General features: G+C 39.3%; 7 protein-coding genes and 5 pseudogenes. 8 read left to right on the top strand and 4 right to left on the bottom strand.

The genetic code is table 11. From position 1 onward, the window contains the following. The first annotated feature begins 11 nt into the window (after positions 1-11). Positions 12-2,306 (top strand): dynamin family protein, encoded by a 2,295-nt coding sequence (locus FTV43_RS12015; RefSeq protein WP_179995545.1) that lies wholly within the window; start codon positions 12-14, stop codon positions 2,304-2,306. Positions 2,307-2,435: 129 nt separating this feature from the next. Next, positions 2,436-2,609 (top strand): annotated as a pseudogene (locus FTV43_RS12010) (cell filamentation protein Fic); the annotation flags it as partial. Positions 2,610-2,652: 43 nt separating this feature from the next. Here FTV43_RS12010 and FTV43_RS12005 read toward each other — a convergent pair. Then, positions 2,653-2,763: pseudogene (locus FTV43_RS12005) on the bottom strand (integrase core domain-containing protein); the annotation flags it as partial. On the opposite strand from FTV43_RS12005, the pseudogene FTV43_RS16190 reads away from it, so the two are divergent. Then, positions 2,727-3,010, top strand: a pseudogene (locus FTV43_RS16190) (hypothetical protein); the annotation flags it as partial. The pseudogenes FTV43_RS12005 and FTV43_RS16190 sit on opposite strands and share 37 nt — an antisense overlap. A gap of 30 nt (positions 3,011-3,040) precedes the next feature. On the opposite strand, the pseudogene FTV43_RS16185 reads toward FTV43_RS16190, so the two are convergent. Beyond that, positions 3,041-3,415: pseudogene (locus FTV43_RS16185) on the bottom strand (integrase); the annotation flags it as partial. Positions 3,416-3,592: 177 nt separating this feature from the next. Here FTV43_RS16185 and FTV43_RS12000 point away from each other — a divergent pair. From FTV43_RS12000 to FTV43_RS16180, 3 genes and pseudogenes are all read left to right on the top strand, one after another. Beyond that, positions 3,593-8,929 (top strand): MBG domain-containing protein, encoded by a 5,337-nt coding sequence (locus tag FTV43_RS12000; protein ID WP_179995544.1) that lies wholly within the window; start codon positions 3,593-3,595, stop codon positions 8,927-8,929. A 2-nt stretch (positions 8,930-8,931) separates the two neighbouring features. Next, a complete protein-coding gene (locus FTV43_RS11995) occupies positions 8,932-10,602 on the top strand; it encodes a ShlB/FhaC/HecB family hemolysin secretion/activation protein (RefSeq protein ID WP_179995543.1) in 1,671 nt (556 codons plus the stop codon). 113 nt (positions 10,603-10,715) lie between these two features. Further along, positions 10,716-10,957: pseudogene (locus tag FTV43_RS16180) on the top strand (DDE transposase); the annotation flags it as partial. A gap of 30 nt (positions 10,958-10,987) precedes the next feature. Here FTV43_RS16180 and FTV43_RS11990 read toward each other — a convergent pair. Beyond that, on the bottom strand, positions 10,988-12,235 hold the full coding sequence (locus FTV43_RS11990; RefSeq protein ID WP_179995542.1) for an integrase family protein: 1,248 nt from the start codon (positions 12,233-12,235) through the stop codon (positions 10,988-10,990). A 275-nt stretch (positions 12,236-12,510) separates the two neighbouring features. On the opposite strand from FTV43_RS11990, the gene FTV43_RS11985 reads away from it, so the two are divergent. Further along, positions 12,511-12,888, top strand: a complete 378-nt coding sequence (locus FTV43_RS11985) for a hypothetical protein (RefSeq protein WP_179995541.1) — start codon at positions 12,511-12,513, stop codon at positions 12,886-12,888. A gap of 8 nt (positions 12,889-12,896) precedes the next feature. On the opposite strand, the gene FTV43_RS11980 is transcribed toward FTV43_RS11985, so the two are convergent. After that, positions 12,897-13,934, bottom strand: coding sequence for a L,D-transpeptidase (locus tag FTV43_RS11980; RefSeq protein ID WP_179995540.1), 1,038 nt, complete (start codon positions 13,932-13,934; stop codon positions 12,897-12,899). 281 nt (positions 13,935-14,215) lie between these two features. Here FTV43_RS11980 and FTV43_RS11975 point away from each other — a divergent pair. Then, positions 14,216-15,718: Ig-like domain-containing protein (locus FTV43_RS11975; RefSeq protein WP_179995539.1), on the top strand; the 1,503-nt coding region annotated here is incomplete at its 3' end.

The raw sequence follows: 15,718 nt of genomic DNA, 5'->3' as shown, positions 1-15,718 counted from the left end.
TGAATAATATCGTGCACGTACCAAATATTGAATCCTCAATTAACCATTTAAAAACTATTCTTGAAAAGCATCAAAATCTTTTATTTTCTAATGATGTAGAGCGTTATTTATCTGAGTTAAGACTTTTAAAGAAAAATTATCAAATAAATGTCGAAGCAGCTCAGCAAGAAGGGCGTAATTTAAAAATAGCTGTCGTTGGACAAATGAAGGCTGGAAAATCTTCATTTTTAAACGCTTTACTATTTCCTATTGATGTACTGCCTAAAGCAGCTACACCTATGACAGCAGCCCTAACCCGATTAGGTTATGCTGAACAACCTTATGCAGAAATTGAATTTTATAGTGTTGAGGATTGGAAAGGGATAGAGCAATCAGCGCAAGCATATCAAACACAATATAAAAAAATTGAACAAGAGCTAAATACTGAACAGAAAGAACAAGCTCCAAAGGGCTTATTTGGACAAATGCGTAAACTAAATTCATTGACTAAGCCTTCAGAAACAGCTTCATCATTACTTATCGAAAGTAAGATAAGCCCTGAACTTCGTTCAAGCCATGAATTAGTACAAATGGCAAAAAATTTAAATCTGCATGACTATTTAGGTACAAAAAAACGTATTCATGCTGAAAGTTTAGAAGATTTAGCTCTGCAACTTAAACGTTATGTAGGTAGCCAAGGGGAATATACGGCTATCACTAAAATGTTCTCTATCTACATTGATGATAAGCGTTTGCAAGGAATTGAGGTCTACGATACACCAGGATTCAATGATCCAGTGATTTCTCGTGGGCAACAAACTCGGGAATTCTTAGGTCAATGTGATGTGGTATTTTTATTGTCCATTATTAATCAGTTTCTGACAGTTGCAGATTTAAAATTGCTACGAGAACAATTAACGTCAGCAGGTATTGATAATAAGGCAGTTTATTTGATTGGCTCACAACGTGACTTAGTCTTTCGTATGGATCGGGAGATTTTAGTCAAAGCACAGTTAATGGCACAAAAATATCCCATCGAGGTGCGTTCACAAGCAACGATTGCTGCAATGATGCAGTTGCTCGACTTAAAAGTTCAGCAAATGGCAGAAACACAAATTTCTCAACATTTGAATAATCCAGATTTAGATCCTGCATCAAAAGCTTTACTGAATGTCATCAATCAAACTAAGCCAGAGTTAATATCAGCATTATCATGGCGTATTGCAGAAGGGTTACCAGAACTGAATCCTGAGTTACAGGAACAGTATGATGCACTATGTCATGATACGCAGTTTACATTTGAAGCGAAGCAATTGAGAGAATTTTCTAATTTTCAAAAGCTTCATGTATTACTTGAACAACAAAAGCTAAGAAAACATGAATTGTTACAGGTTAAATTAGAAAATTTAGAAAATGCGCTTATTCACAGGGTAGAAGTAATTCGTTTAGAATTAGGTAAGCAAATTGAACAAAAGATAGGATTGTTAGAAAAAAATAGTATCGAAAGTTTATTGAAACAGAAACAAGCGACTGAATATCATCTTCAACGTGGTAAGTCTAAAATTGATTTGGTGATTCATGACGAATCCTTAAATATAAAAACTAAACTCAATGTACTCATTCAACAATTAAAGGCGGAGCAATACCAATTCTTAAATATTGAGACGTTAGAAGAGAGAAAAGTTGAATTTGAAAAATTTCAAAAAGAAGGATTTTGGGCTGAAATTGCTAGAGAGTTTGGCTTAGGTGGATATGGCCATCGTGAAAAAATCATTGTTACCCCTTATGCTCGTGTTCAAGATAGTATTGAACAATTGGAACTATTTGCACAAAACTCAGTTGCTGCATTACAAATGCAATTAACAGAAATTGTTGATATATCGACAATACGTAAAAATGTAACGTTAGCAGCAATCAACTTATTTGATACCAGTGATCCCGATTTCGATCTAGATTTTTTTAAAGTTCAAGTTAGTGAATGTCTTTCTCAATTTACACCACCTGAATTAGACATTGATCTAGATAAAATTACTGATCGTTTAGTGTCAAATTTTGGTCTAGGCCATGTAACTAATGAGCAGATTCATTCACTCAAAAAAGCGCATAAAAATGCCGTTCAGCAACTTTCTGAACATATCATGCAGCTCGCTGAGGGAATCCAGCAGGATATTCATAATTATTTTGATGGTCTTCAACAACTCTTGGTAAATCGTATTATTAATGAAATTCAGCAAAATCTAGATAATATGATGCTAGATATTAAGCAAAAGGGAAAAAGTTTACAGGATCTTAATTTATTTAAAGAACAATTATCTTTACTAGCTTAGATTTGATTCTGAAAGCTAATTAATTTTTATGTCTACAAGTTAATTGCATCGATTGGCTTGTGTTTATCCGGTCCTCTCTTGGTTGACACTAATAGGAGAGGATCGAAAACTTTATTTTTGCGTTATCGCAATCCTATTTTTCTAAATATTCCTGTTGAAAGTTTAATTTACCAAAATCAGAAAGCGTACTATGATGCACTTCAGGCAAGCACAGACCGTGCTGATTATGCAGCATTTATAGAATTTATTTTACAAATGATTCTAGATGCTATTGTGGCATCTAGTGCAAGCGACCAAGATACCGTACGGTAATCCTCCCATAAATAACCGAAGTTAAAAGTAGAGGTTAAGCAGCCATTAGAGGAGGCCTTCCTTTGTTGGCCTGGTGTGGTCTTTCATGATTGTAATGCCGCAGCCAATTTGTTGCATAATCTTGTACTTCATCCAAAGTATCAAATGAAATATATGTCTCAACGGGCAAAAGTTAGTCCTCTGAGAATCAGCTTTCATATTGCATCCATTAGTATTCTGAATATTTTAAGACTCACTTCATTGGATTCAGCAGGTAATTTACCCAAGCATTTTGAAAGTTTACTGGAAAAGCCAAGAACTACATTTTACCTCAGAGAAGAGTGAGAAGTTGCCCTAGGGGTGTGAAGGGAAAACCGCAGAAATACCCAAGAGAATACCAGTCAATTTCTTAACTGACTGGCATTAGTCCGTGTCGAGGCATTTCAATTAATGCCATTTCGCACTTGTTGCAAAATCCAATCCTCATATTCTTGTAGTGTTTCTTGTAGCATATCCATAGGTCGTACGATGTAGTGCCTTTCAACTAATGCACTTGGTTTATGACCTGATATCTGTGCTAAAGATCCTTCATTGATTTTTGCCCATATAGATAATGTTTTATATGACCTTCTCAATCCATGGGGTGTAAGTTCAATATTTAGTTTTTTACATATTTTCTCTAAGCTATCGTAAGGATTGACAATATGACCACATGCAGCGCCCTTACTGCTAAATATGAATTTAGAATCAGAATTTTTCTTTAGTTCTAATAATAGGCTTTCAACATATGCAGTTAGAGGGATTAAGCGACCTTCATCAGATAAGTCTGTGCAACAAAGCTCTTATAAAACTGAATTGAGTGGTCTAATTAACGGAACCATATTAACTATATAAAGTCATTGCTCAAAAATACTTGATTTCAGGTATTGCAAAGTCAAGTAATGTGTATTTAATAGCACATAACTTTACAAAAACACAGGTTTTGGGGATGTGTGATGAACAAAATTTATAAAATTGTATGGAATAAGGCACTAGGGCAGATGGTTGTTGTGTCTGAACATGCCAAAAGTGCTGCCAAAGGAACAACAGTTGGCACGCATTTATCTCGTCCATTACACAAAACCCAAAACATATCCGCGTGTCCGCAGTGGTTATTGTGTAGTCTAAGCCTCAGTATGGCTTTAGTTGCCAATGCAACATGGGCTGGGGTTGCCAATACTGCATTACCTACAGGAGCAAATATCACTCAAGGTTCGGCACAGATTTCACAGAACCACAATACTTTAAACATCACCCAAAACAGCCAAAATCTCTCGACAAATTGGAATACTTTTAACATTGGCAAAGATGCCACAGTGAATTTTAACCAACCGAATCAATCTTCGATTGCGGTCAATCGGGTGTTGGACAACAACGCCAGCCAGATTATGGGCAAACTGAATGCCAACGGACAGCTATTTTTACTCAATCCAAACGGGGTGATTTTTTCCAAAACCGCTCAGGTCAATGTCGGTGGTATTGTTGCTTCGACTTTAAACCTATCCGACAGCGATATTGCACAGGGCAAATTCACCCTAAAAAACAGTCTTGAAAATCAGGGCAATGCAGGCAGTGTAGAAAACTACGGTTCGATTATTGCGGGTGGCGGTGTGGTGGCATTGATTGCGCCGACGGTTAAGAATCACGGCACGATTCAAGCCCATAACGGCACAGTCCATCTCACCGCAGCCGATCAAGTGACTTTACAGCTGCAAGATGGCAGTTTAGTCGAATATCAGATTGATTTAGGCACGTTACAGGGTTTGGTGGAAAATGGCGGAGCAATCCAAGCCGATAATGGAGCGGTCTATTTAACTGCAAAAGCCAAAGACAGTTTAAGTAAAGCCGTTGTGAATCATACAGGGATTATCGAAGCCAACCGATTAAGCAAAAACGCCAAAGGCGAAATTATCCTACTGGCTGATATGCAGCATGGTACAACGACCGTGAGTGGCACGCTTAAAGCCGAAGGCAAAAATGGTGCAGATGGCGGTTTTATCGAAACCTCTGCTGCTAATGTACAGATTGCAGGCAGTACAAAAGTATCAACGCTATCAGACAGTGGCAAAACAGGTGAATGGCTGATTGACCCCTTTAATGTAACGATTTCTAACCAAGCACAAGCTGGCAATAATAATGTAGCCAACACATTCACCCCAAGCCAAAATGACAGCATTATCAATGTAGGTACATTAAACAGTGCTTTAGCGAGTAATAATATTACCGTAACCACCGCAGGGGCAGGCACACAGGCAGGCAATATCAATGTCAATGCCGATGTGACGTGGTCTGCCAATACAGCACTGACACTACGTGCGGATAACGACATACATATCAATGCCAATATCACCGCAACAAACAATAATGGAAAACTCAATTTAATTTATGGTCAAGATACTGCCAATACCGCAGCCAATTATTATATAAACAATGGTGCAAAAATTAATCTCAGTGCAGGGCAAAACTTTTTTACTAGGAAAGGTAGTGAAACATTAAAGGTTTATAATGTTATCAATGATATTAATACTTTGCAAAATATTAATAGTAATCTGATAGGTAATTATGTATTAGGTGCAGACATCGATGCAACGGCAACATCGGGTTGGAATAATGGGCAAGGTTTTGATTCTCTCGGTGGTGTAAGTGGAAACTTCCCACATTTTACAGGAAAGTTTGATGGTCTAGGACATACCATTTCTAATTTATATATTAATCGTATTAATGAAGATTATGTTGGATTATTTAGTAATGTAGCTGGGTTAAATGCGATTGTTCGTAATGTGGGTCTAGTTGGGGGTAGTATTAAGGGACGAAATGCAGTAGGTGCAGTAGCAGGGTGGAATAGAGGAGGAAGTATTATTGAGAGTGTTTATAGTACCGTACAGGTTGAGGGAACACTCGTAGATGTAGGTGGGGTAGTTGGTCGTAATGTAGAAGGTGCGATAATTAGAAACTCATATTCAAGTGGTTCGGTAAAAGGTGGTGGTGGTACTGGTACTGGTACTGGTGGGCTGGTTGGTGCAAATAATTTTAGTATCATTGAGAACTCGTATGCAACTGGTAGTGTTATGAGGATTAGCGGAACTGATATTGGTGGTCTGGTGGGATATAATAACGGAACAATCCATAACACCTATGCTACGGGCGCAGTTCTTGGTATGGCAGGTGGAGGTTTAGTAGGAGTAAATGCTGGAGTAATTACTAATAGCTACTGGAATAGAGAAACCACAGGACAAGCAAGCAGTGCAGGTGGTACAGGTTTAACCACCGCCCAAATGTTTAATAAAGCCAATTTTGTCGGTTTTGATTTTAATAGCATCTGGAATAATGCCGATAATCAAACCACACCCTATTTAAAAAACCATGTTGGGCTAAACAATGTCATTAATAAGAATGACACCGTAGCTGGGGCAAGCTATGCTGTAATTCAGACCTTAAATCAATTACAAGGGATGAGTGGAAACCTGAGTAGTAAATATGTACTCGGTGCAGACATCGATGCAACGGTAACATCGGGTTGGAATAATGGGCAAGGCTTTAACCCGATTGGTAATTCTTCAAATAGATTTACAGGGAAATTCGATGGTTTAAATCATACGATTTCTAATTTAACCATTAACCGTCCAAACCAAAATTATGTCGGCTTATTTGGTGCAACCAGCAATGCAACCATTCAAAATATCGGATTAATACAGGCAGATATTAAAGGCTATTGGGGAGTTGGTGCACTTATAGGCGAGGCAAATTCTGCAAACACGAGTAATGCGTTTAGTACAGGTCAAGTGAATGGTTATCAGAACGTTGGTGGTTTAGTTGGAGTTAATCTGAATCAGTCAAATATTCTATCGAGCTATTCCAATGCCCAAGTTACAGCGACAGACAATTTTGCAGGTGGACTGTCAGGAGCCAATCAATTCGACTCTCGGATTGAAAGCAGCTATGCAACTGGGGCAGTCGAAGCACAAGGTTCTAACGCAGGTGGTTTATCGGGAAATAATGCTGATAACTCGGTAATTAAAAACAGCTATGCCACAGGAGCAGTGTCAGGTATACATGCTGTGGGTGGGTTGCTAGGTAATAATGCTTCAAGCACTGTAGAAAACAGTTATGCTACGGGTCAGGTTACCAGAACATCAGGAAGTGCAATAACATTTGGTGGTCTTGTGGGAAGGTTGGGTGGAACAATCAAAGATAGTTATTGGAACAGCGCGACAACAGGACAAGCACAAGCCGTTGGTGATAATTCAGGCAATCTAACAAATGTTCTAGGTTTAACTACAGCGCAAATGTTTGATAAAAATAGCTTTACAGGTTTTGATATTGATGATGTTGGCGGTACGGGTAAAGTGTGGCGGATTTATGATGGACAAACTGCACCATTATTACGCTCGTTCTTAACACAGGCGGATATATCTGCGACAGCTAATCAAACTAAAGCCTATAATGGTCAAGTACAAGGCTTAGATACAACAATATTTACAGGACTGGATAGTAGCAAAATCTTTAGCTCAAATAGTAGCTCTAAAAATGTAGGAACATATAATGTAGGTTATTATTCTAATCAACAAGGTTATGATTTTATTGGAGGAAGTGCGAGCTTAACCATCAATAAAGCCGACCTTGCAATTACAGGCTTGAGTGCAGGTAATAAAGTCTATGATGCAACCACTGTAGCAACTTTGACTGGTACGGCTTCGGTTTCGCCATTGGGCAGTGATTCGGTGACTTTAGGTGGAACAGGGATAGCAAACTTTGCCGATAAAAATGTCGGTACACATAAAACAGTGACGGTATCTGGCTATACGCTAAGCGGAGCAGATGCAGGCAACTATAGTCTAGTACAGCCGACAGGTGGTTTAGAGGCGGATATCACTCCAGCGACTTTAACTTATACTGCCAATGCAGCAACCTCCATCTATGGCGATGCAATCACTGGATTAACAGGAACAGTGGCAGGTTTTGTCAATGGTGAAAATTTGGCGAATGCGACGACAGGAACGGCATCATTTTCAACTACAGCAACCGCAACAAGTCATGTGGGTCAATATGCAATAGCGGGTAGTGGTTTAACTGCAAATAATGACAATTATGTTTTTGCACAAAATGCAGCGAATACAACAGCTTTAACCATTACCCCAGCGACTTTAACCATTATTGCCGATGCAGGACAACATAAAGTCTATGGCGATGCTGACCCGACATTGGGTTATGCTGTATCAGGCTGGAAATTATCTGATGATAATAGTTTATTAACAGGTACTTTGGGGCGTGATAGCGGTGAAAATGCAGGTCTTTATACCATGAATACAGGCACAGTTGCCGCAGGAAGCAACTATACCATTGCCTATAACAGTGCATCACCACAGTTTGAGATTACCCCAGCGACTTTAACCATTACTGCCAATGCAGGACAAAATAAAGTCTATGGCGATGCTGACCCGACATTGGGTTATGCTGTATCAGGCTGGAAATTCTCTGATGATAATAGTTTATTAACAGGTGCTTTGGAGCGTGCGGCAGGGAAAAATGTGGGGAATTATGCGATTAACCAAGGAAGCTTACTTGCCACCAGTAACTATGACATTAGCTATACAGGGGCGGATTTTGCGATTACCCCACGGACCTTAACCGCAAACATCAATGCCCAAAACAAAGTCTATGATGGCAATAGTTCGGCGGCAGTAATTTATGGTGATAACCGTGTATCAGGTGATCTTTTAAGCATTACAGGCAATGCAGCGACATTTAGCGATAAAAATGCTGGAAGTAATAAAACTGTGATAGTGAATGGCTTAACTTTATCAGGAGCAGATGCAGGGAACTATGTTCTAGCTGCAACTACAGCAACCGATACAGCGGATATTAGTAAAGCGCAAGCAATCGTTACCGCCAATAGTTTAAACACAGTTTATAACGGACAAAATCAAACGGTGACAGGCTTTACAGCAAGTGGGTTAGTTGCAGGCGAAGATGAAGCTGTACTCAGCAATGTATCGGCTTCTGTGACAGCGCAAGAGGTTGGAAATTATGCCAACAAGGCAACAGGCAGCGACGATAACTACGAACTGACCTTTGTCGACGGGGTGCTTAGCATTCAGGCAAAACCTATTGTGCCAGTACCACCGCAGCCACCTGTAGTACCGAGCTATTATCCAGTCTGGGGTAACCCATATCAGCGTGCAATCCGTACGCAGCCTGTACAACAAAAACCTAAAGCCTTTGAACAGGTTGAAATAGAAGTCGAAGGGCAAGGGATTAATTTAGAAAATATTCAAACATGGGGGAGCAACTAATCATGCAAACAATGCAAAAAACCGTACTCGCAAGCATGTTGTCTTGTATTAGTCTGAGTGTATGGGCAGATGTTGTTCCTAATGCTGGGCAGTTATTACAACAGCAGCAAATGATACCGTATCAGCCCCAAGCAGCGATTGAGTTAGAGTCAGCGACAACTGTACCACCAGCTTTGGCAAGTGATGAACGGATACGCGTTGAGAAAATTCAAATTACTGGTAATCAAAGCTTAAGCAGAGAAGTATTGCATGCACTGGTGGTCGATTACGAAGGTAAAACCCTAACTTTAGGCGAACTACAACAACTCGCCATACAGATTACACAGTATTATCAACAGCAGGGTTATCCTTATAGCCGTGCTTACTTGCCTGCCCAAAACCTAAGTCAAGGGGTGGTAACCATTGCTGTATTAGAAGCACGTTATGATGGCATCAGCTATAACAATCAAAGCCGTACTCGAAATGCATTGATCGATGCCACACTGCAACCATTACAAGCAGGTCAAGTCATCACAGCACAAGCACTTGAACAACAAATTAAATTACTGAATCGTTTAGATGGTGTACAGAGTCGTAATATTTTAAGTGCAGGACAAAGCACAGGGACGAGTCAGCTGAATGTAGATATCGTACCTACCGCAGCAATGACCGGTTATGTTGGTTTAGACAATTACGGCAATGAATATACCCGAGAGGTTCGTTTCAATGCGGGCGCTGCTGTACATAATCCTTTTGGTCTTGGTGATAAACTCAATGTAGATGCCATGACATCAGGCAAAATGCATTATGGGCGTGTAGGCTATGAAGCAACAATCAATGGGATGGGGAGTCGGCTAGGGGCAAGTTACTCTGATTTAAGTTATGAGCTTAGTAAAGAATACAAAGCCCTCGATGCCGAAGGTAAAGCCCAACAAGCCAGTATTTGGTTAAATCAACCAGTCCTCTTGAGTAATCGTAGTGAAGTGCTACTGAATGCACAATATGATTACAAACAGCTTGAAGATGATATAGGCGTTGCCAATGTTTATCGCCATCGTGATGTGCATGTCGGTCGGTTATCCGTCCAAGCTGCACAGTATGATAACTTTGCAGGAGGTGGCTTAAATCAATTGAATATCTCAAATGACTTTGGCCAAGTGAAATATCAAAATGCTGCAGCAAAAAAAGCGGATCAAGCGACTGCACAAACACAGGGTAGTTTTTATCGTGCTCATCTAAACCTATCACGATTACAAAATCTCGGTCTCTCTGCAACGCAGTTATATACAGGCATTCAAGCACAATACAGTCCTGATAATTTGGATAGCAGTGAACAGTTCAGTATGGGCGGGGCTTATACCGTTGCAGGTTATCAAAACAGCGTCTTAAGTGGCTCAAGTGGCTATTATGCTGTGGCAGAGCTCAGACAAGGTCTGTTGAATACAGCACAGCATCATTTGATGTTGAAAGTTTATGTAGACAGTGCAGAAGTGAAAAAACAAGCTCAGCGTTGGGCTGGTTTAACAGGAGATAATCGAGAGCGAATCAGCAGTGCAGGCTTAGGAATGGATTGGTCGGACAACAAGCGATTCCAAGTCCAAAGCAAGGTTGGCTTTCCGATCGGTGCAACACCGACCAGCATAGATAAAAAACATGATGCAGAAGGTTGGTTAAGTATGATGATGCGGTTCTAAAATAGATCAAAGTATAGCTTGTCAATTAAACTGTGCAATTCTGATGCATTTGCTCTATTCATATTGACAAGCTCTTTCTATGCACCATTGTATTGGTTTTATAATGATTTGACTATATGGCTTAACGGGCAAAAGTTAGTCCTCTGAGAATCAGCTTTCATATTGCATCCATTAGTATTCTGAATATTTTAAGATTCACTTCATTGGATTCAGCAGGTAATTTACCCAAGCATTTTGAAAGTTTACTGGAAAAGCCAAGAACTACATTTTACCTCAGAGAAGAGTGAGAAGTTGCCCTAGGGGTGTGAAGGGAAAACCGCAGAAATACCCAAGAGAATACCAGTCAATTTCTTAACTGACTGGCATTAGTCCGTATCGAGGTATTTCAATTAATGCCATTTCGTACTTGTTGCAAAATCCAGTCCTCATATTCTTGCAGTGTTTCTCGTAGCATATCCATAGGTCGTACGATATAGTGTCTTTCAACTAATGCACTTGGTTTATGACCTGATATCTGTGCTAAAGATCCTTCATTGATTTTTGCCCATATAGATAATGTTTTATATGACCTTCTCAATCCATGGGGTGTAAGTTCAATATTTAGTTTTTTACATATTTTCTCTAAGCTATCGTAAGGATTGACAATATGACCACATGCAGCGCCCTTACTGCTAAATATGAATTTAGAATCAGAATTTTTCTTTAGTTCTAAAAATAGGCTTTCAACATATGCCGTCAGAGGAATTAGGCGACCTTCATCTTCAATTTTATCTCTAACTTTTGCTGTTTTCCATCGAAAATCGACATCTGTCCATTTTAATGAAAGTAGCTCATTCTTTCGGCAACCAGTGATTAAACTACATATTAAAAAAATCGCAATTTTTCTACTGGTTAACTTATTTACCTCTTCAAACCATGGTTTTAGATGTTGTTTCATCAAACAATCATTTTTGGCTTTGGGAGAAGGGACTTTATCTTTAACTTTTTTAGAGTTGTATGATTTTAGAGGAACTAAGTTTTCATAATCCTCATGTTCCTCACACCAATTTAGGAAAGCTCGTGTAAGTCGGTATGCTTTAGCTGATGTTGTTGGACGGAAGTCATTGTGATCAAGCCAATCGCAAAATACACCTGCAGTCAATTCAGAAAGTTTATACTCAAACAGTTGAAAAATAGGTTGACTAGTATAAACACTATTATTTTCAGGATCGTAACCACCTCTAGATAATTCGATGTGGTCCTGATAACTTCTTGGTCGCCAATTAGGTTGTCTTGCTTTTAAGTATTCAAACCATACATCTTTAAATTTAATCGTCTTGCGTTTCTCTTGTTTTAGCAGTTCTTTATTATCAGCTAAAGCTTTCTTACGCTCGATCAATGGGTCAATCCCTTTGTGACACATAATCGCTAATTCTTGTGCATACTTACGAGCATCATCTAATTTCCATATATCAACGTCACCAATTTTGATACGACGGTTTTGAAGACCAATACGACCTTGGAAAATGTAGCTTTTATTATTTTTAGGTGTAACTTTAACACCAAATCCAGGTGTTTTCTCATCCCAAAAGAAAGTTGGTTTAGTTTGGTCTGAGCAATCAATTTTATCAATTGTGGGTTTTGTTAGTTTCATTCTAGTAAGCGTCTGGTAAGCAAGTAGTAAGCAAAATCAATATATATTAATCAACAAAAAGAGTGAGTAGTAAACTTTGTAAATTAAATAAGTGTATGATATTATTAATTTATTTGTTATATCTTTTTGATTTTTAATCTTTATGTTAACGGACTCATAATCCGTTGGTCGACAGTTCAAGTCTGTCTGGGCCCACCATATAAAACAACCACTTACGTGTACTAATCGTAAGTGGTTTTTTATTAAAATAAAAAAGGTAGCGAATAGGTAGCAGTATGAATGATGTTTATGGAATCCAAATGTCATTGGAAATGGAGGCAAGTAAAGTAAGAATTTTAGAAAGAGAAAAACAGCAGATCAATGAGTCGATTCTTTATTTAGATTTAAACACAAATTTTTCAAAAATTCCGTTTTACACGGCTATGCAAATAATATTGAGAAAAACTGAAGGAGAGTCGAGCAAAATAGATCAACTCTCCGAAGATGAGATAGTGAAATATTATCGGTCTATTTTACAGGTTCTTAAAAGTGCGATGATGCCACCAGATAAACTTATTGTGATTGAAGCAGAAAAGCTTTCTTATCCTATTACCGATAGTTTCTTAGACTTTCTGAATAAGGAGGGGTATTACCGGCAGCAAAGTGGAGGCTAGGATAGCCTTTACTCTAAGAATTTCACTGTCATTCCCTTGCGCACGATTTTAGACAAATTATTTGCATCCCAATTGGTCAATCGAATACACCCATGCGAAGCTGTTTTAGAAATTAAAGCAGGGTTTGGCGTACCATGAATTCCAAACGAAGGACGAGACAAACCAATCCAAATACTTCCAACTGGATTATTTGGCCCAGGTGGTAAGCTCAAATGCTTGAGATTCTTCCCTTGGATGAAATTATTCGGGTTATAACTGTAGTGTGGATTTGACACAATACTGCTAATAGTGTGCATGCCAGAGGGGGATGGGTTATCTTCACTACCGATCGTAGCAGGAAACGATGCGATCATCTTATTTTGTTGATCAAGCAAATATAGTTGCTTTGAACCTTTGTGCGCGATGATGGTTTTTGTATTGCTTGGTAATATATTTTGCACATTTGCGACAATAATCTTTTCACCGACTTTATTAAAACTTGCGCCTGAATTTATTTTTTGTAAAAACAATTCATCCATATGAAATTTTTCACCGAGCATTTCAGTCACACGGGTGTAATACAAGCCCTTCATTTTTGACTGTTCGGCATAATCCACAGGAATAGATTGAGCATAAGGACCTTTCAAGTCTTGTGTGGTAATGGTGTACTCAATAAACGTCGGTTGAGTCGTATCTTCATTTAAAAGCCGCCAAGTATTTGCATCTAACACTCCGTCACCACTTAAACCCTTCATAATCTGAAAAGCTGAAATGGCTTTCACAGTATTTAGCCCCCATGTACCATCAATTGCTCCTGAGGATGAGTAATGGCGACTCAACAGCACTTGTAACTTTGCGTAAACAGGAAGATAGCCTTTTTCAAGATTGTCTGACCATTCAGCTTTATTTAGATTATCTAAAGACCATGTGTCGGCTTGGTTTAATAGTGCTAAATTGTTTAGATTGTTAGTGGTAGGAGGAAGTGATTTTTGTGGTTCAGCTGCAAGAGTATAAGTCGAAAAAATACAGATATTACTCAGGCAAATAACTAAAAAACGACTCAACATAACTATGAATCCCAATGTGATTGGATTGATCGAAATAACGGAACTTATATTTTAAATAAAGTTAATAATGCAATTCAAATATGCATATAAAATGCGCCTTTGTAACAACTTTAGTAAAAAAATGCCAACTTAAGCAGATAAATGTATATGGACTGAAACATAAATATTGTATATTAATTTAACTAAACTAGGATGATTTCGTGTCCGCGCTAAATAAATTTGGTCATGTAAAGCATAAGTAATTGATATGGCTAAACATTTAAATTGAGGTAAAGTTATAAATGAATACAACAGTAAAAGTAATCTCGGTTGACGGTGATGTTTGGCGCTTTTCCAATACAAATAAAAAATTAATTCTAAAAAAAGGGGCGAAACTTCAGGCAAAGGATGTATTGCATCTTTCTGAAGAAAGCAATGTCGTATTGCAGCTTTCAAATGGTCGTGTAGTCGAAATTCATGGCAAAGATTTAATCAATAACGATGGTAATTTCAGTCTTAATTCCTTACTGGTCGAGTCAAATTCAGATATCGACAAAATTGTAAATTTTGCAAAATCATTTCAGCAAATGAATGATACAGAACAACAAAATGATGTTGTTCGTTTGGATGATGGTCGAGTATTTAAAAAAGAAGGTAAAGATTATGTTGAAATTGCGGGAGAGTCCTTTGATGGCGATCCTGATGTAACTCAAGGTGGTCATCGTTTTGTTCAACTTACTCGTGTGGGCGAAACATCTGTCGCCGACGGTATAAAACCGTTAATGCTGAATCGAGTGTTAGATAATATTCCGCCTTTAGGAATTGAGTACCCAATATTATCTTCAGTTATCAAACCATTTGAGCATGGTTTGGGTGGTGGTAGTTGGACACCTTTGTCTCCATTTGCACCTACACCAAACACGCCACCTGTCGCAAGCGATGACACGTACAACACCGCATTCAACACGCCAGTGGCACTCAACCCATTGGCAAATGACAGCGATGCAGATGGCAACCCACTGACTATTACTGCGATCAATGGCGTGCCTTTAACGCCGGGCAGCGCACAACAAATCAACACCCCGAACGGTGTGGTGAACATCGATGCCCAAGGCAACATCACCTTCACACCGAACGCAGGCTTTACAGGTCAAGAAAGCTTCAGCTACAGCATCAGCGATGGCCAAGGCGGCAGCGCAACTGCGACTGAAACCATCAACGTTTCAGCAGCACCAAACACGCCAAACGATGACCGTCCAACGGCATTGGTGAACAGTGATAGCAAATATGAAGGCAACCAGCTGATTCATGACATTGGTTTAAGCAATGCCAGTGAAACGACTACGTCAATTGCAGTGACGATTACCCCAACAGGTGCAAACGCCATTGATGCAGCTGATATAGAAGCGGTGTTGTACACCACAGATGGTGGTGCGACATGGACCACGGTACCGGGCTTTGCCTTGGGTACAGCGTTTAACGTAACGCATCCGGCAAATGAAACAGCAGGACAGGTACAAGTACGTGTAGTCAGCAAGCAGGACAGCGTACTTGAAGGTTCGGAAACGTATCAAATCAGTGTACAGACACCAAAACAGGTAGCAGATAGCAGCTCAGGCACAGGCATAGGCACGATCGTGGATGATGGTTCAAGCATTACGCCACCAACCAATCCACCAGTGACACCGCCAGTCCCAGTGACCCCGCCGACAGCGACAGATTTACCGCCAGGCACCCCATCGGGTAACCCTGTCAATGATGACCGTCCGACGGCATTGGTGAACAGTGATAGCAAATATGAAGGC

Source organism: Acinetobacter sp. YH16053, from assembly GCF_013417035.1.
Classification (GTDB): Bacteria; Pseudomonadota; Gammaproteobacteria; order Pseudomonadales; family Moraxellaceae; genus Acinetobacter; species Acinetobacter towneri.
Note: the sequence above shows the minus strand (reverse complement) of the source record. Positions and strands in the feature narration are given on the sequence as shown.